Consider the following 16,351-nt stretch of genomic DNA (forward strand, 5'->3'; position numbering starts at 1 on the left):
GGCAGTAGCAACAAAATACGAAAAATGGGGGAAATCATGTCGTCATACGATCCGTCTACAAGCTACAAAGGCCCGGCTGTTCCACCGGTTCCGGAGTCCGCCCCGCAGGTGAACGTCAGCAGAGGGAAGGGCCGGATTAGAAGATTTACTGCCGCCGTGGGACCGATCCAGCTGGCACGCATCGTCCTGGGAGCAGTCTTGGCGTTCTTATTCATCTTGACGTGGCTCGGCACCGGCCCTGCTGCAGTTGATGCCGGCAGCCCCTCAGACTGGAAGTCGGAGCTCAATTCAGCCAGCGTCAAGAACGAAATCAACAACGGTGAAACGAGGGGTGCGCCGCAGCAGACTGTAGTCAACGGCTGGTACGCGAACGATATTGCGACTATCACCGCAGCGCAGAACACATACATGGCCGCGAGTTCCGCCCGGAACGGAACTCTTCTCACTCTGCTGGGCCTCGGGTTTGCTGGAGAACTAATCCTCCGGGGTCTGGACAGGGCACGCAACATCAGGTCAGCGACCGCCTAGGATCAACTCCTACACACCAGCGCCTCTCACTTCTGGTAAATGTCCCGCCGGTGCCCTAGGTTCACCACCACGACCAGGAGCACGTCGTCCTGAATGGTGTAAATGATCCTGTAGTCGCCGACACGGACCCGGTAACCAGGACGGCCGCTCAATGCAATAGCCTTGGGCGGCCGCGGCTCTTGGCCAACGAGTGCGATCCGCCCTGACTCCGCTCCCTGCTCACGTCGTTCATACGGAGCTCATCCTCAGATAACGATGACATCCTGGCGGCTCTTTGCGACGCAACTACCGTCCTTGACTATCATCGCTTCGACGTAGTGGTACCCAACGTAGGATGTCGTCTCGATCCAGTTGCGTGCTCCGCTGTCCTTCTGAATTTCACCTCGTAGTGAGCCGGCCCTCTCTGCTTCCTCTCCATAGTTCCGAACCTTCCAGTACACGTCATATGGCTCAGGTATGTTCGATTTTTCAATCTTGAACTTCAAGGATTGACGCTTCCCGACCCTGTCACCGCGCCGAGGCAAGGGGCCGCCACGGAACCCCTTCCGCGGGACTACGTACCCGACGTTTTTGAAGCGATAAGCGGGGTTGAGAGCCTCGGGAATGGCAAAATCTCGGTCCAGGAACCGCTCCGACGCCGGTACCAGCGGCCTGATGGAGGCCGCCGCCGTAAGGCTAGCGGGCTCAACGATCGCACCGAAGTTAGATCCGAACAGATCTCGCCAGATTTTCACTGCCTTGCTGTAGTCGGACTCATCACAGGCTTCATCGATTTTTTCGACATACGAAGCGAATCGGGTCCGGAAAGTCTGGTAGTTGTGGCTTTGCCAGCGATCAGCCAGGTTCCGACCAGTGCCAGGGTCAATAATGCAGGGGGCGTCGTGCGGATATCCAGCGAGTTGTGTAGCCAAAGCCGCTGAAAGTGTTCGGAGCGTATTAGCGACGTTTCTATATGCGTCCGGATCGCTTATCCTCGCGGTCTCACTGACGTGGTGAGCCAACGCGGCTGTTAGTGTGACGGACGGGATCGCGAAGCGGGCCTTGTGGTCGCGTAGGTACTTCAGGAGCCGGACGACCTTGACGAGGTTTCCGTTCGTCATTCGGTTCTTGCCCTCTAGCCACTCGGTGAATTCGTCGGGGGCAGCCGGTTCGAACTGGTTGGTGTTCCTATTGGTGACGTAAGGAGCGCCGTACAGGGTCACAAACGGGACCACGTCGACGTGGAAGTCGCCTGCGTAGTCAATCGTCACGCAGCGCTTCTTGCGCGAACGCATTGACCTGTAAGACGCACGCCGCCCAAACGCCTCGTACAACTTCTGCACGTAGTCGCTGGGCTCCCAGCCTTCAACCCCATCCATCAGGACCAACACGTCTGCGTCAAATTCTTTGTTACCGACGGGCTTGATGATGGTCCCGTGCGCAAAGGAGCCTTGCGGAATCACTTCGACTACATACTCACCAAAGACCTCATCGTTCGAGAGGAAGTTCTCAATGGCGGTCACGCGTTGAGACAGCAGGTTCAACCTGCTCTGGTTCAAATTAACCTTTTCCTTGAGAAAAACTCGAAAATCACCGGACTGACTCATTTTTTGTCCTTCTGAAGAAATTCAAAGCAAGCCGCTAAGCACAGCACTGTGATCTCAGATAGCGGCATCTATAGTCCACTCTGCGGTCTGGGCTATCTGAGTGATCTGGCTGGCTGCGCCATCTGCCGCTCCCCTTCGTCGAATTTGGTCTTCTTTAGCCCAAAGAACCCGAGAGTCTGAAGTGGTCTTCAGCTGCCGCAGCGCAGCCAGTTGGTCAGGCGTAGGTAGGAGCTCCACAACATCGGCGATCAGCAGTTCCTGGCTCTTTGCCCAGGGGCTGTACTTCATAGGGCGATAAAGACGTTCGACTCGGTCGTACTTGATGAGCCGAAATAGCTCTTGGGGCAGAATGCCAGTAGCAACTAGTTCCTCATGGAACTCGCGCCAGCAGTCGGTCTCACGTCCACGCTCTCCCTCAAACCACCGTACGAACGAAACTAGATGTTTGCCCGGGACGCGCACCCGGAGATCACCCTCGCTGACGGCGTCTGGGACCAACAAATCGTCGTCCAGGACGTTCATGTCGCGTAATTTTCCTGACGATGACGGATGAGTCTTGTAAACGCCCCCAACGGGTTGATACTGATCGAACCTTTGACCCTTCACCAGTAAGTAGTCACCGTCAACTTGAATGCGATAAAGGTACGATGCAGAGATACGGACACGGCGTTGCCAAGTACGGAGGGCGTACCAAGCGACCTTCAGAAATCGAAAGTTAGTAATAATGGTGTCTAGCAGCGGTATGGCGAAGCCGATCGCGAAACCACTGGAAACTGCAAAGAATCCTTTGTCGGGATCCGAATTAATCATCGCAATTGTGAAAACTACAATTCCGATGAAATAAACAAACAAGCGAGCCACGCTAAGACTCCTTAGTCGCAGTAGTTAGCGAGTTGCTGAGCGATCGAAGCAGGGTTGAAAGGTGTCGGATCAAAGGCGGTCATGAAGGCAACAAGTGAATCCAGCTCCGATGGGCGCCGAGGACACCTCGGCCTCAGTTGCGAGTTCAACAACTGAAGCCGAGCGTCTGTATCCTCATTGCCGGCGCTCCGGCAAGTACGTTGGGCCGTTTCGCCGACTAGCTAGCCAGCAAACCGTCTGCCAGCCTCCGATCTCATCAAGGAGGGACTAGAAGTCCCAGTCCTCGTCCTCGGTGTTCACAGCCTTGCCAATCACGTAGGACGAACCGGAGCCCGAGAAGAAGTCGTGGTTCTCGTCCGCATTCGGGGACAGGGCCGACAGGATGGCCGGGTTCACGTCGGTGACGGACGCCGGGAACATTGCCTCGTAGCCCAGGTTCATCAGGGCCTTGTTGGCGTTGTAGTGCAGGAACTTCTTAACGTCCTCGGCCAGGCCCACGCCGTCGTAAAGGTCGTGGGTGTACTGGACTTCGTTTTCGTACAGCTCGAAGAGCAGTTCGAACGTGTAGTCCTTAATCTCCTGGCGGCGTTCCTCGGAGACCTTCTCCAGGCCCTTCTGGAACTTGTAGCCGATGTAGTAACCGTGCACGGCTTCGTCACGGATGATCAGGCGGATCAGGTCGGCCGTGTTCGTCAGCTTGGCGCGTGAAGACCAGTACATGGGCAGGTAGAAGCCCGAGTAGAACAGGAAACTCTCCAGCAGAGTGGAGGCCACCTTGCGCTTCAGGGGGTCGTCACCCTGGTAGTAGTCCATGACGATCTGGGCCTTCTTCTGAAGGTTCTCGTTCTCGGTGGACCAGCGGAATGCCTCGTCGATCTCCTTGGTGGAGGCCAGCGTGGAGAAGATGGAGGAGTAGCTCTTTGCGTGCACCGACTCCATAAAGGCGATGTTCGTGTACACGGCCTCCTCGTGCGGGGTCAGCGCGTCCGGGATCAGGGAGACAGCACCAACAGTGCCCTGGATGGTGTCCAGCAGGGTCAGGCCCGTAAATACGCGCATGGTGAGCTGCTGCTCCACGGGGGTCAGCGTGTTCCACGATTGGACGTCGTTGGACAGCGGCACCTTCTCCGGCAGCCAGAAGTTGTTCACCAGGCGGTTCCAGACGTCGACGTCCTTGTCATCCTGGATGCGGTTCCAGTTGATGGCCTCGACGTGGCTAAGCAGCTTGACCTTCTCGGTCATGTCATCCCCTAAGCGTTGGGTGGGTTTCACTAAGTTAAAGCGTACGACGGCGGGCGGCCACCCGCCGTCGTACTGGCACCTTTAGTTGAAGGAGCAACTACAGCATGCAGCTGACGCAGCCCTCGACCTCAGTCCCTTCCAGCGCGAGCTGGCGGAGACGGATGTAGTAGATGGTCTTGATGCCCTTCTTCCAGGCATAGATCTGGGCCTTGTTGATGTCTCGCGTGGTGGCGGTGTCCTTGAAGAACAGCGTCAGGGACAGGCCCTGGTCCACGTGCTGGGTGGCAGCAGCGTAGGTGTCGATGACCTTCTCGTAGCCGATTTCATACGCGTCCTGGTAGTACTCCAGGTTGTCGTTCGTCAGGTACGGAGCCGGGTAGTACACGCGGCCCAGCTTGCCTTCCTTGCGGATCTCGATCTTGGACGCCACCGGGTGGATCGAGGAGGTGGAGTTGTTGATGTAGGAGATCGAGCCCGTGGGCGGGACAGCCTGCAGGTTCTGGTTATAGATGCCGTGCTCCATGACTGAGGCCTTCAGCGCCAGCCAATCAGCCTGCGTGGGGATGTGCACATCCTTGAACAGCTCACGGACCTTCTCGGTCTGCGGCACCCACTCCTGCTCCGTGTACTTGTCGAAGTATTCACCCGACGCGTACTTGGACTTCTCGAACCCGCCGAACGTCTGGCCGGTCTCGATGGCCAGCAGGTTCGACGCCCGTACCGCGTGGTAGACCACGGAATAGAAGTAGATGTTGGTGAAGTCCAGGCCCTCTTCGGAGCCGTAGTGGACCCGCTCGCGGGCCAGGTAGCCGTGCAGGTTCATCTGGCCCAGGCCGATGGCGTGGCTTTGATCGTTGCCCTTGGCGATGGAGGGCACCGAGGTGATGTTGGACATGTCCGACACCGCCGAGAGCGAGCGGATTGCCGTCTCGATTGTCAGCCCGAAGTCCGGTGAGTCCATGGTCTTGGCGATGTTCAGCGAACCCAGGTTGCAGGAGATGTCCTTGCCGGTGTCGGCGTAGGAGAGGTCATCGTTGTACGTGGTGGGCTGGGAAACCTGGAGGATCTCCGAGCACAGGTTGGACATGATGATCTTGCCGTCAATCGGGTTGGCCCGGTTCACGGTGTCCTCGAACATGATGTACGGGTAACCGGACTCGAACTGGATCTCGGCGAGAGTCTGGAAGAACTCGCGGGCCTTGATCTTGGTCTTCTTGATCCGGGAGTCGTCCACCATCTCGTAGTACTTCTCGGTGACGGAGACATCGGAGAACGGCATGCCGTAGACGCGTTCGACGTCGTAGGGCGAGAACAGGTACATGTCCTCGTCCTTCTTGGCCAGCTCAAACGTGATGTCCGGGATGACAACGCCCAGGGAGAGGGTCTTGATGCGGATCTTTTCGTCCGCGTTCTCACGCTTGGTGTCCAGGAACCGGTAGATGTCCGGGTGGTGGGCGTGCAGGTACACGGCACCGGCACCCTGGCGGGCGCCCAGCTGGTTGGCGTAGGAGAAGCTGTCTTCGAGGAGCTTCATCACGGGGATGACGCCGGAGGACTGGTTCTCGATCTGCTTGATCGGGGCACCGACTTCGCGGATGTTGGTCAGTGCGAAGGCCACGCCGCCGCCGCGCTTGGACAGCTGCAGGGCGGAGTTGATGGAGCGGCCGATCGATTCCATGTTGTCTTCGATGCGGAGCAGGAAGCATGAAACCAATTCGCCGCGCTGCTTCTTGCCGGCGTTCAGGAACGTGGGGGTGGCCGGCTGGAAGCGGCCTTCGATGATTTCGTCCACCATCTGCAGGGCCAGCTGCTCATTGCCGCGGGCAAGGTGCAGGGCAACCATGCAGACGCGGTCCTCGTAGCGCTCCAGGAAACGCTTGCCGTCGAACGTCTTCAGCGTGTAGGACGTGTAGAACTTGAACGCGCCCAGGAAGGTCTCGAAGCGGAACTTCTTCTTGTAGGCGCGGTTGAACAGCTCACGGATGAAGTTCATCGTGTACTGGTCCAGCGTTTCGCGCTCGTAGTACTGGTTCTTCACCAGGTAGTCGAGCTTCTCCTCCAGGTCATGAAAGAACACGGTGTTGTTGTTCACGTGCTGCAGGAAGTACTGGTGCGCAGCCTCACGGTCGGCGCCGAACTGGATTTCGCCATTGGGACCATAAAGGTTCAGCATGGCGTTCAGCTCGTGATAGCCCAGCCCCTTGTAGGCAGCCGGCATCTCAGGCTCCTGGGCCCTGGTTACTTCTGTGTCTGCGACAGTCGTGTCCAAAACTTGTCCAATCCTTGGTTGACCCGGGTGACGTCTTCCGGCGTTCCCATAAGTTCGAATCGATAAAGGTGGGGTACCTGGCATTTGGCGGCGATGATGTCCGCGGCCATGCAGTAGTTTTCCCCGAAGTTTGTATTGCCGGCGCCGATGACGCCCCGGAGCAGTTTCCTGTTCTGCGGGTTGTTCAGGAACCGGATGACCTGCTTGGGAACGGATCCCTCTCCCCCGGTGCCGCCATAGGTGGGCACCACCAGCACGAACGGCCGGGTGGCGAGGAGGGGTGCGTCCTTTGCGTAAAGCGGGATCCGGGCCACCTCACGGCCAAGCTTCGCAACGAAGCGGCTGGTGTTCTCGGATGTGGAGGAAAAGTAGATGAGCTGGCTCTCCGTGAGAGCCTGCCCGGGATTGTTCCGATCTGCGGCCGGCGGGGACACCTCCACACGCTGAGCCGTGTGGTCGCGCTGTGCTGTTGGTGCCATGGGAGTCACCTCAGCTGGTAGTTGGTCGCCGGCAGGAAAAAGCTGTGGCTCCTAGGCCACGGAAGAAACGGCGGAGAGGGCCAGTTCTTCGATCTTGTCCGGGCGGAAGCCGGACCAGTGGTCCTGGTCGGTGACCACAACGGGAGCCTGCATGTAGCCCAGTGCCTTCAGGCGCTCGAGTGCCTCGGCGTCCTGGGAGATGTCAACGCTCTGGTAGGTGATGCCCTTTTTGTCGAGCGCGCGGTAAGTGGCGTTGCACTGAACACAAGCAGGCTTCGTGTAAACCGTTACGGTCATTGTCCCTGTCCCCTTAGTTAAACTCTTGCTGGTTCGGTGTCCCCGTCCAGCTGTATGTAGATACTACATGTAGTGCAGACGCCTCTTTGGAACCCCAAGATGATGTATTACAAGTATGTCATTTAATGCACCGTTAATCCACAGGCAGGAGCCGGAAAAATGCCCGGGATCCCGGGTTTTTTGCGGGCTTGGTCCACACCCTGTGGACGGGCTTGCCCACTTTTGCACAGTCCGCGTGTCGTGATTCACCGGCGTGTCGCCCACCTGTCCCGCCACAGGAAAAGGGTCCCTCATCACTACATGTAGTGATGAGGGACCCTTCGATCCGGCACGCGTCAGGCAAAGACTGCCTCCGCTTCCTACTTCGCGCCGGGATTGAGCCTGGCGATTGCCGTGGAAAGTACGGTGGCGAATCCGCACCAGGCAGCGTACGGAGCGAGCGAAACGCCGGCAGTCCGGTTCAGCCGGTAGGTCCGCCGCACCAGGTCCGCGCTGCTGGCTGCGAGCACGGCCGCTTCGGCAGCTCCCAGCCACGGCCGGCGGGAGCGCCAGAAGAACCAGCTCCACGAGGCGTTGAGGACAAGGTTTGCGGCCAAGGCACCCTGATAGGCACGCAACTCCCGGCGGTGGTCCTTTCTCACCGGGCCGGGACTGTCGGCAGCACTGTCCAGTTCGGCAGCCCGGTCCAGCGCGACGGCGGACGTCACCGCCAGATCGGCGTACAAGGCAGTCCACACCACGGGGAACGCAATTGCCGGTGGCTGCCACTCTGGCTTCCGCAACTTCAGGTACCAGCTGCTCCGCGGGTCCGTGGCAACCCCGCCTGCGGCGGCAGTGGCGACCGTCGCCGCCGTCGTCCATGCCAGTGTCCTAAGTTTCATGCCTGTCCCTCCCCTTCCTTAACACCAAGGCAAAACTAAAGCTGCGCCTCCCGGCGGTCCAGCACAATCTGCTGCACGTCCAGGTAACCGGATTGGAACCCCGCGCGGGAGTAGCAGAGGTAGAAGAGCCACATCCGCTGGAACACCGCGTCGAAGCCCAACTCCCCCACTTCCCGGGACCGCGCAAGGAACCGCTCCTCCCACAACCGCAGCGTGGCGGCGTAGTGGTCGCCCATCCCCATGCGCTCCCGGACGCGCAGGGTGGTGTGCTGCTGCGTCACGCCCTCAATGGCCCGGACGGAGGGCAGGAACCCGCCGGGGAAGATGTACTTGTGCACCCATGTGTAGGCGTTGCGGGTGGCCAGCATCCGCCCGTGCGGCATGGTGATGGCCTGGACGGCCACCTTTCCGCCGGGGGCCAGGACGCGGTCGATCGTCTGGAAGTAGATGGGCCAGTATTCGTAGCCCACGGCCTCGATCATCTCCACGGACACCACGGCGTCGTACTCGCCTTCCACCGCGCGGTAGTCCTGCAGCGCCACCGTCACACGGTCCGCGAACCCCGCATCCGCAATGCGTTCCTGGGCCAGCGCCTGCTGCTCGCTGGACAGGGTGACGCTGTAAACGGTGGCGCCGCGGGCCGCGGCACGCAAAGCAAGCTCACCCCAGCCCGTGCCGATTTCCAGCAGCCGGGTCCCCTCTCCCACGCCGGCCTTGTCCAGCAGCCGGTCGATCTTGGCCTGCTGTGCCTCCGCCAGGAAATCCCAACTCACCGAGGACAGCGGGCCGGCTGTCTCGGGAAACAGCGCCGATGAGTAGCTCATGGTGGTGTCCAGGAAGTTGGAGAACAGCTCGTTGGACAGGTCATAGTGCCTGGAGATGTTGCTCCGGGTGTTCTGTTCGGCGTTCCGTTCCTGGCGGGGCGTCCGGGGCAGGTACAGCGAGCGCAGCTTCTGCAGCGGCATCGGGATCAGTGCATCCACGGAGGCGGCGAAGACTTCAAGCACCGCAGCCAGGTCCGACGCTTCCCAGTCGCCGGCCATGAAGGACTCCCCCAGTCCGATCAGCCCGTTGTCGCCGATCCGCTTCTCGAACGCGTCCGGCCGCACCATGGTCATCACCGGGGCGTCGGGACCGCCGGTCCCCAGGGCCGTTCCGTCCGGGTATTCCACCCGCAGCGGCAGCCGCTTGACGGCTCCCTTGAACAACAGGCCGGCGGCTTTCCCGGCCACCTCAGCCTTGGGGCCCGACGGCGGCGTGGCAACACCGGGCCAGCGGTCAGGATCGATGGTGGCGGGTGACGCCGGCACACCGGTTGCGCCCCAGGCTGCAGGGGTGTGCGCGGCGGTCTGGGCCGGGTCTTCGAGGTGGGCAGTGGTGCCGTTATCGTCGGTCATTGTCATTGAACTGCCTCCTGTGAGGGGTGGTGTGGTCTGGCAACGACGGGCAGGCGTCTTGCCCAGAGCTTAATGCCCTGTATGCGGATAAGGGCGGATACCAGCAGCGGCGCCGCGGGCACCGTCAAGGCGGCGGCGAGGATGTTCGGGATGGTGGCCGGTCTCCGCCGTCCGTCCATGGTGGCGACGAAGGGCCGTTGCCCCTCCCGCTCCAGGATGATGGAGACCGCCAGCCGCTCCCCCGGCGCCGGAAGCTTCATGCGGTACTGCCCATCGACGTCGTTAAAGGGTGAAACGTAGAACGCCTTCGGCACCGACGCCCGCCCTGCCGGGTCGGTCCGCAGCAGGTAGCAGTGCCGTTCCCCGTAGGTGTTGTGGACCTCGGCCACCACGCACTGCAGCTCTCCGCCGGCGCGGTAGCACCAGAACAGGGTGAGCGGGTTGAAGACGTAACCGAACACCCTGGCGCTGGCCAGCATGTGGATGGGCCCGCCGTCGGGCTCTATGCCCTGGGTGCGCAGGTACCGCTCCACGTTCGACCGGATGCTGGCCTCCGGATTGCCCAGGTGGTCCGCGGCGCGGAACACTGCCAGCGGGCGGAGCAGGAACGGCAGCCGCGGAATCGCGTCCACGTCAACGAACCAGCTGTAGCTCCGGTACGTGAAGGCGTTTTTCAAGGGACTGCGCCGCACATGGGAAATGGACGTGCGGTAGATCGAGGCGCCCATGGTCATGCAGGTTCTGCGGCGAGTTCCCGCTCCCCTTCACCGCTGGCGTCGCCCGACTCGGGCAGCGGCAGCGGCCACGTGCGGCCCAGCTTTTCTGCCGCACGCACACCGGAGAGGGCGCCGTCCTCGTGGAAGCCCCAGCCAAGGTAGGCCCCGGCGTACGCGATCCTGCTGTTGCTTAGCGCCGCGATGGCCTGCTGGGCCTTCAGGGATTCAGGCGTGTACTGCGGGTGCTCGTACACCATCCGTTCCAGCACCGCGTCGTCGGCGATCAGCTCGGATTCACCCAGGCTCACCAGGTAGGGGCGGGCGTCCGCCGGCGTGAGCCGCTGCAGCCGGGTCAGGTCATAGCTCACCAGGACCTTGTCCGGCCTGGCGTCGCAACCCGGCAGCCGATAGTTCCAGGACGCCCTCGCATTCTCCGACGCCGGCAGGACGGCGGGATCCCGGTGGAACACGGTGTGGTTGACCGAGTAGGGCATCCCGCCCAGCGCTTCCTTCTCCTCAGGCGTGGCGTCCGCCAGGAACCCAAGTGCCTGGGCAGGATGGGTGGCAATGACCACGGCGTCAAAGTCTTCCAGTCCGTTGTCGGTTGCGAGCTCAACGCCGTCGGGCAGCCGCCGGATGGCCGTGACGGGCGTGTTCAGCCGAACGTCGCCCAGTGTTGCAGCGAGTTTTTCCACGTACCGGGCGGATCCGCCGGTGACTGTGCGCCACTGCGGTGAGCCCTTGATGCCCAGCATGCCGTGGTGGCCCAGGAAGGTGAACAGGTACCGAGCGGGATAGGCAAGGGCGGTGGCGGGATCGCAGGACCATACGGCGCTGACCACCGGGGTCATGAAGTGGGAGATGAAGTAGGGGCTGAACTTCTCCCGCTCCAGGAATGCGCCCAGCGTCAGTTCCGGGACTTCCACCTCATCGCTGACGGCCGACGGCGGCGCCGTCCTGAGCAGCTCTCTCGCCTTCCGGTAAAAGCGGGTGACCTCCAGCAGCATCAGCAGGTAGCGGCCACGCAGCAGGCTGGAAGGCTTGGCGATGATTCCCCGGGCACCGTCCCGCGCACCGGCGTATTCCAGCCCGCAGCCGTCGCAGCGGATGGACATGCTCATCTCCGAGTCCTGCGTTTCCACGCCGAGTTCGGCGAACAGCCGCAGCAGGGTGGGATAGGTCCGCTCGTTGTGCACTATGAATCCGGTGTCCACCCCGATGACGCTTCCGTCCGGCTGCGGCATGTCATGGGTGTGGGCGTGGCCGCCCAGCCGTGAGTCCGCCTCGAACAGGGTGACGTCGTCCTGCCTGTTCAGGACGTAGGCGGCGGTTAATCCCGCCACGCCGCTGCCAATGACGGCGATGCGCCGCCTGCCTGCACTTCCTGCTGGGATAAGTGACAATTTATGCTCCTCTGCTGAACATTTGTCGCTGGGCCGGGTATACAGACGGCAATTCGGCGCAGGAGCGGCCGCGGATGGGTGCAGTACTGTGGGCTCGTGGTAAATCCCGTGCACCTGAAGACCCTCCTGGAGGTCACGCGGCTGGGCTCGTTCGCTGCGGCAGCCGCAACGCTTGGCTACACGGCCTCGGCCGTCTCGCAGCAGATGTCCGCGCTGGAGCGGGAAACGGGCGTAACCCTCTTCCAGCGCTCGGCGCGCGCCGTGGTCCCTACGGAGGCCGCCGTCGTCATGACCCGCCATGCCGCCAAGGTGCTCACCGACATCGAGGCGCTCATGGCTGCCGCGTCAAGGACGCAGGACACCGGAAGCCAGGAGCTGCGGCTGGGGATCTTCCCCAGCCTGGCCACCTATGTCCTGCCCCGGATCCTCAAGAACCCGGCCTGGAAGAAGCTCGGCATTGACCTGCGGGTTTCGGTGGCGGAGCCCGGCCAGACCATCCAGGGCCTGCGCACCGGCGGCGACCTGGACCTCGCGGTGGTGTTCCAGGTGGGCCAGACCGGCTTCGCCTGGCCCAACACCATCAACCGGCAGTGGATCGGCGACGACGACTTCCGCGTGGTGCTGCCGGCAGGCTGGGGCTTCCGGGCCGATGCCAAGGTGGCGGCGGACCATCTCTCGGAAATGCCGTGGATCATGCATCACCCCGGCACCAGTGACGCCATGGTGATCGAGCGGCTGTTCGCCGGCTGCAACCTGCACCCCCGCGTGGTGGCACACAGTGATGACTTCCACGCCAGCCTGGAAATGGCCGCAGCAGGACTGGGTGCAGCCCTGGTTCCGGAGTTGGCGCTGCGGAACAAGCCGGCAGGCGTGGTGGTGCTGGACGTGCCCGAGATCCGGCTGGCACGGAACGTGTTTGCGCTGCTGATCAACGACCGGAAGACCGCGCGGGTGCAACTTTTCGTGGACCTGCTGGCTGAAACCCTTGCCGGGATGCGCACAGCGGTGAATTAGGGCCGAACGCTGGAATGGTCTGCCCTTCAGGTCTATGTTGAGACTATGAACAAGGTAGCGAGCCAGCACTTTGGGGAGATTGAGCTCAACCACGGCAGGGATCACCTCTTCGCCGCCAAGCACGAGCTGCGAGGCCACCCGCTGGAACTCGACCTGAACATTAACGCGCACGACCACTTCGATGAAGCCGCGCTGCGGAAAGTCGAGTACCGGCTGCGCTTCCTTCCCGAACTGGTGGACGAAGTCCGGGCAATGATTGCCGAGGAACTTGAGCAGGAGGGCACCAGCCCCCAGGAGTACCTGCACTTCCACTGCAACGCCCTCAAGGACGAGCATCTGCACAAGGTGTTCGGCGTCCAGGACCGCAAACAGCTCACCAACGAGGTGTTCCTCAAGGCGTTGAAACTCGGCCACGTAGGGATCTACCCCGGCCAGCCCGAGCGCTACTTCGTCCTGGACTTCACCCTGGGCCAGCACTTCACGGATGAGGTCCTGGTGGCCTCCGCCGACCAGGACGGAGTTGTGGACGACGAGATCGTCTGGGAGTCCTGAGGGCGTTTGACCCTGGCGCTGCTGAGCGGCCGGTTCCACGATGGATCTCATGCATGATGTGAAAGCCGGAACGTGGCGGCTGGCTGCGTCGCTGCTCCTGGCCGGTGTGCTGGCCTCGATATTCGCCGGCGTGTTCCATGCCGAGTCCCACGACGCCAACGACCACGCCGCTTCCTTCACCGCCTACGCCAACAGCGGCATCTGGACCGCCGTGCACCTGGGCCAGTTCGTGGGGATGGCGTTTGTATGCGCGGGGCTGGTGTCCCTGTGGGCAGCCCTTGGCGTCCGGCAGCGTGCCGTGGCTTGGCTTGCCCGCTTTGGTGCCCTTGCCGCCGCGGCCGCCCTGGCACTTCACGCCGTACTCCAGGCGGTGGACGGGGTTGCCCTGAAGCAGGCGGTGGACGCCTGGGCCGCAGCTCCGGAGCCTGAAAAAGCGGCGCGTTTCGCTACGGCGGAGGGCATTCGCTGGCTGGAGTGGGGCACGCGCAGCTACCAAAGCTTCCTGCTGGGAACGGCACTGTTGCTGCTGGGCGTTGTTGTGACCGCCACACATCGCGTTCCCCGGATCATCGGACTGCTCATGGCGCTGTCCGGGCTGGCCTACCTGGCGCAGGGATGGATCATCGGCGAAACAGGGTTTTCCAACGCCAACTCAGTGCCTACGTTGGTCGGCATCGTAGCGATTGTCGCCGCAAGTGTTTGGCTGGCAGTCAGCGCTTGGAGGATTAAGGAGACGACGGCGGCCGGGCACCCCAGGTGACCAGCCGCCGTCGTGGGTCCGCTACTTGGCCGCTTGCAGCAGTTCCGTACGGACCGTCTGCGTGGCCTTGACCAGGTTCCGCAGCGACTCCTCCGTCTCGGCATAGCCGCGGGTCTTCAGCCCGCAGTCCGGGTTGACCCAGAGCTGGCGGGACGGGACGTGCTTGACCGCGGTCGACAGGAGCTCGGTGACCTCGGCCTCGCCCGGAACGCGGGGTGAGTGGATGTCGTAAACACCCGGACCAACCCCGCGTCCGAAGCCGTGGGACTCGAGGTCGTGGACAACCTCCATGCGGGAGCGGGCGGCTTCGATGGAGGTGACGTCGGCGTCCAGGCCGTCGATCGCGTCGATGATGACGCCGAACTCCGAGTAGCAGAGGTGGGTGTGGATCTGCGTGGCGTCGGCAGCGCCCGCGGTCGCCAGGCGGAAGGATTCAACGGACCACTTCAGGTAGTCGGCCTGGTCTGCCTTGCGCAGCGGAAGCAGTTCACGCAGGGCGGGCTCGTCCACCTGGATGACCTTGATACCTGCGGCTTCGAGGTCGGCGATCTCGTCGCGCAGCGCCAGGCCAACCTGGTTGGCGGTTTCAGCCAGCGGCTGGTCGTCCCGGACAAATGACCAGGCCAGGATGGTGACCGGACCGGTGAGCATGCCCTTCATCGGCTTGCCGGTCAGCGACTGTGCATATTCCGCCCACTTGACGGTGATGGGAGCGCTGCGCGTGACGTCGCCCCAGAGGATCGACGGGCGGGTGCAGCGTGAGCCGTAGGACTGGACCCAGCCATGGACGGTGACGTCGAAGCCTTCGAGGTTCTCGGCGAAGTACTGCACCATGTCGTTGCGCTCCGGCTCGCCATGCACCAGGACGTCATAGCCCAGCTCTTCCTGCAGGTCCACTACGCGCTTGATTTCGTCCTTCATGAGCTGTTCGTACTGCTCATCGCTCAGCTCGCCCTTGCTGTTGCGGGCGCGGGCCGAACGGATTTCGGAGGTCTGGGGGAAGGAGCCGATGGTGGTGGTGGGCAGCGGCGGCAGGTGCAGCGCTTCTTCCTGGGCGGCCTCGCGGACTTCGTAGGCCGAGCGGCTGAAGTCTTTGGCGGTAAGCGCTTCGGTCCGGGCCCGGACATCAGCGCGGCGCACCCCTTCCGCGGTGGCGCGGGAACCGATCACGGCGGTGGCTTCCTCGATGGCAACCTTGGCCGCGGCCGGGTCCGCGAGGTAGGACGCCAGGGTCTTGACCTCCACGGCCTTCTGGTCGGAGAAGGCCAGCCAGCTGCGGAGCTGCTCTGACAGCTGGGTCTCCTCAGCGACGTCATGGGGGACGTGCTGGGTGGACGTGGAGGTGGAGACGGCAACCTTGCCGGCGGCGGCCTTCAGTTGGTCCAGCTTGGCGGCGGACGCGGCGAGATCGTTGCGCCAGATGTTGTGGCCGTCCACGACGCCGGCCACCAGGGTCTTGTTGCCCAGGCCAGCCAGCGCTGCGGCGGAGGGAACGGCGCCCTTGAAGACGTCGATGTGAAGGGCATCGATGTTCGTGGCAGCGAGGGTGCCCAGCTGGCCTTCGAGCGAGCCGTACGGGGTGGAAACCAGAATCTGCGGACGGTTGGCCGCGGCGGTCAGGACCTCATAAGCCCTCGCAACGGCTGCTTCGATGCCGGCGGCAGGGGTTTCCTGGTCAACCACCAGGGCCGGCTCGTCGAGCTGCACCCAGTTGGCGCCGGCGTCGGCGAGCTTTTCGAGCAGCTGGACGTAGACGGGCAGGATGTCCTCGAGGCGGGACAGTGGCGCGAAACCGGCCTGGGCGTCGTCGGAAGCCTTGGACAGGAGCAGGTAGGTCACGGGCCCAACGATGTAGGGGCGGGTTTCGATCCCGTTGGCCAGGGCGAACGCGAACTCGTCAACCTTCGCGGTGGAGGCCAGGGTGAACTCTGTCTCCGGGCCGATTTCCGGCACCAGGTAGTGGTAGTTGGTGTCGAACCACTTGGTCATTTCGAGCGGCTGCTGCTCCTTGTTGCCGCGGGCCAGTGTGAAGTAGCCGTCGATGTCCAGCTGCCCGTCGGCATTGAGCAGCTTGCCGAAGCGGGCAGGAACGGCACCCAGGTGCGCGGTGGTGTCGAGGACCTGGTCGTAGTAGGAGAAGGTGCCCGGCACGGCGGCGGCTTCGGTGAGCCCGAGTTCCTGGAGGCGGCGGGCGGCGGCCAGCTGGATGTCCTTGGCGGCGGCGTCCAGGGCAGCGGCGCCGATCTTGCCGGCCCAGTAGGCCTCCACGGCCTTCTTGAGTTCGCGGCGGCGGCCGATGCGGGGGTAGCCGAGAAGTGAAGCGGACGGGAACGGGGTGTTTTTGGGTGCAGTCAGCTCAGACATGG

The 16,351-nt window shown here is 62.6% G+C and carries 16 protein-coding genes; 4 read left to right on the top strand and 12 right to left on the bottom strand.

Features of this window, described 5'->3' with window-relative positions; translation table 11 throughout:
* Positions 1-24 precede the first annotated feature (24 nt).
* A complete protein-coding gene (locus tag ACETK3_RS12135) occupies positions 25-528 on the top strand; it encodes a hypothetical protein (protein WP_236819681.1) in 504 nt (167 codons plus the stop codon).
* 26 nt (positions 529-554) lie between these two features.
* On the opposite strand, the gene ACETK3_RS12140 is transcribed toward ACETK3_RS12135, so the two are convergent.
* The 11 genes from ACETK3_RS12140 to ACETK3_RS12190 form a co-directional block, all read right to left on the bottom strand.
* Entirely contained in the window at positions 555-725 is a 171-nt protein-coding gene (locus ACETK3_RS12140; protein WP_373993011.1) for a type II toxin-antitoxin system RelE/ParE family toxin, read from the bottom strand.
* Between the two features lie 48 nt (positions 726-773).
* Positions 774-2,114, bottom strand: coding sequence for a cyclic GMP-AMP synthase DncV-like nucleotidyltransferase (locus tag ACETK3_RS12145; protein WP_373992985.1), 1,341 nt, complete (start codon positions 2,112-2,114; stop codon positions 774-776).
* A 54-nt stretch (positions 2,115-2,168) separates the two neighbouring features.
* A complete protein-coding gene (locus ACETK3_RS12150) occupies positions 2,169-2,975 on the bottom strand; it encodes a hypothetical protein (RefSeq protein ID WP_236819693.1) in 807 nt (268 codons plus the stop codon).
* Positions 2,976-3,242: 267 nt separating this feature from the next.
* A complete protein-coding gene (gene nrdF, locus ACETK3_RS12155) occupies positions 3,243-4,217 on the bottom strand; it encodes a class 1b ribonucleoside-diphosphate reductase subunit beta (protein ID WP_141181700.1) in 975 nt (324 codons plus the stop codon).
* A 97-nt stretch (positions 4,218-4,314) separates the two neighbouring features.
* Positions 4,315-6,435: a class 1b ribonucleoside-diphosphate reductase subunit alpha gene (gene nrdE / locus ACETK3_RS12160; protein WP_236798563.1), complete on the bottom strand. Its 2,121-nt coding sequence runs from the start codon at positions 6,433-6,435 to the stop codon at positions 4,315-4,317.
* Positions 6,436-6,455: 20 nt separating this feature from the next.
* Positions 6,456-6,965, bottom strand: a complete 510-nt coding sequence (gene nrdI, locus ACETK3_RS12165; RefSeq protein WP_373992986.1) for a class Ib ribonucleoside-diphosphate reductase assembly flavoprotein NrdI — start codon at positions 6,963-6,965, stop codon at positions 6,456-6,458.
* Positions 6,966-7,016: 51 nt separating this feature from the next.
* The gene (gene nrdH, locus ACETK3_RS12170) at positions 7,017-7,262 is read right to left on the bottom strand and encodes a glutaredoxin-like protein NrdH (protein ID WP_013601222.1); all 246 of its coding nucleotides are present in this window, start codon (positions 7,260-7,262) and stop codon (positions 7,017-7,019) included.
* A 359-nt stretch (positions 7,263-7,621) separates the two neighbouring features.
* Positions 7,622-8,143, bottom strand: a complete 522-nt coding sequence (locus tag ACETK3_RS12175; protein WP_306970509.1) for a TspO/MBR family protein — start codon at positions 8,141-8,143, stop codon at positions 7,622-7,624.
* Between the two features lie 35 nt (positions 8,144-8,178).
* Entirely contained in the window at positions 8,179-9,546 is a 1,368-nt protein-coding gene (locus ACETK3_RS12180; RefSeq protein ID WP_373992987.1) for a class I SAM-dependent methyltransferase, read from the bottom strand.
* The gene (locus ACETK3_RS12185) at positions 9,543-10,274 is read right to left on the bottom strand and encodes a DUF1365 domain-containing protein (protein ID WP_373992988.1); all 732 of its coding nucleotides are present in this window, start codon (positions 10,272-10,274) and stop codon (positions 9,543-9,545) included. The genes ACETK3_RS12180 and ACETK3_RS12185 overlap by 4 nt, the downstream gene beginning before the upstream one ends.
* The gene (locus ACETK3_RS12190; RefSeq protein ID WP_373992989.1) at positions 10,271-11,659 is read right to left on the bottom strand and encodes an NAD(P)/FAD-dependent oxidoreductase; all 1,389 of its coding nucleotides are present in this window, start codon (positions 11,657-11,659) and stop codon (positions 10,271-10,273) included. The genes ACETK3_RS12185 and ACETK3_RS12190 overlap by 4 nt, the downstream gene beginning before the upstream one ends.
* A 96-nt stretch (positions 11,660-11,755) precedes the next feature.
* Here ACETK3_RS12190 and ACETK3_RS12195 point away from each other — a divergent pair, with 96 nt between their 5' ends.
* Genes ACETK3_RS12195 through ACETK3_RS12205 form a run of 3 tightly spaced genes read left to right on the top strand, consistent with a single transcriptional unit; the run spans position 11,756 to position 13,985 of the window.
* Entirely contained in the window at positions 11,756-12,673 is a 918-nt protein-coding gene (locus ACETK3_RS12195; protein WP_236798568.1) for a LysR family transcriptional regulator, read from the top strand.
* Positions 12,674-12,718: 45 nt separating this feature from the next.
* Entirely contained in the window at positions 12,719-13,225 is a 507-nt protein-coding gene (locus tag ACETK3_RS12200) for a DUF2004 domain-containing protein (protein ID WP_236798569.1), read from the top strand.
* Positions 13,226-13,274: 49 nt separating this feature from the next.
* A complete protein-coding gene (locus ACETK3_RS12205) occupies positions 13,275-13,985 on the top strand; it encodes a DUF4386 family protein (RefSeq protein ID WP_373992990.1) in 711 nt (236 codons plus the stop codon).
* Between the two features lie 21 nt (positions 13,986-14,006).
* Here the strand turns inward: ACETK3_RS12205 and metE are convergent, their stop codons facing one another.
* Positions 14,007-16,349 carry a 5-methyltetrahydropteroyltriglutamate--homocysteine S-methyltransferase gene (metE, locus tag ACETK3_RS12210; protein ID WP_373992991.1) on the bottom strand — a complete coding sequence of 781 codons (2,343 nt, stop codon included), beginning with the start codon at positions 16,347-16,349 and terminating at the stop codon, positions 14,007-14,009.
* Between the last annotated feature and the right edge of the window lie 2 nt (positions 16,350-16,351).

The sequence above is a fragment of the Arthrobacter sp. E44 genome, from assembly GCF_041877125.1.
Classification (GTDB): Bacteria; Actinomycetota; Actinomycetes; order Actinomycetales; family Micrococcaceae; genus Arthrobacter.

Excerpts from the sequence above, each read along its gene's own strand:
- ACETK3_RS12135 (WP_236819681.1), top strand. The coding sequence starts at position 25 with ATGGGGGAAATCATGTCGTCATACGATCCGTCTACAAGCTACAAAGGC.
- ACETK3_RS12145 (WP_373992985.1), bottom strand. The coding sequence starts at position 2,114 with ATGAGTCAGTCCGGTGATTTTCGAGTTTTTCTCAAGGAAAAGGTTAAT.
- nrdF (WP_141181700.1), bottom strand. The coding sequence starts at position 4,217 with ATGACCGAGAAGGTCAAGCTGCTTAGCCACGTCGAGGCCATCAACTGG.
- nrdE (WP_236798563.1), bottom strand. The coding sequence starts at position 6,435 with ATGCCGGCTGCCTACAAGGGGCTGGGCTATCACGAGCTGAACGCCATG.
- nrdI (WP_373992986.1), bottom strand. The coding sequence starts at position 6,965 with ATGGCACCAACAGCACAGCGCGACCACACGGCTCAGCGTGTGGAGGTG.
- nrdH (WP_013601222.1), bottom strand. The coding sequence starts at position 7,262 with ATGACCGTAACGGTTTACACGAAGCCTGCTTGTGTTCAGTGCAACGCC.
- ACETK3_RS12175 (WP_306970509.1), bottom strand. The coding sequence starts at position 8,143 with ATGAAACTTAGGACACTGGCATGGACGACGGCGGCGACGGTCGCCACT.
- ACETK3_RS12180 (WP_373992987.1), bottom strand. The coding sequence starts at position 9,546 with ATGACAATGACCGACGATAACGGCACCACTGCCCACCTCGAAGACCCG.
- ACETK3_RS12185 (WP_373992988.1), bottom strand. The coding sequence starts at position 10,274 with ATGACCATGGGCGCCTCGATCTACCGCACGTCCATTTCCCATGTGCGG.
- ACETK3_RS12200 (WP_236798569.1), top strand. The coding sequence starts at position 12,719 with ATGAACAAGGTAGCGAGCCAGCACTTTGGGGAGATTGAGCTCAACCAC.
- ACETK3_RS12205 (WP_373992990.1), top strand. The coding sequence starts at position 13,275 with ATGCATGATGTGAAAGCCGGAACGTGGCGGCTGGCTGCGTCGCTGCTC.
- metE (WP_373992991.1), bottom strand. The coding sequence starts at position 16,349 with ATGTCTGAGCTGACTGCACCCAAAAACACCCCGTTCCCGTCCGCTTCA.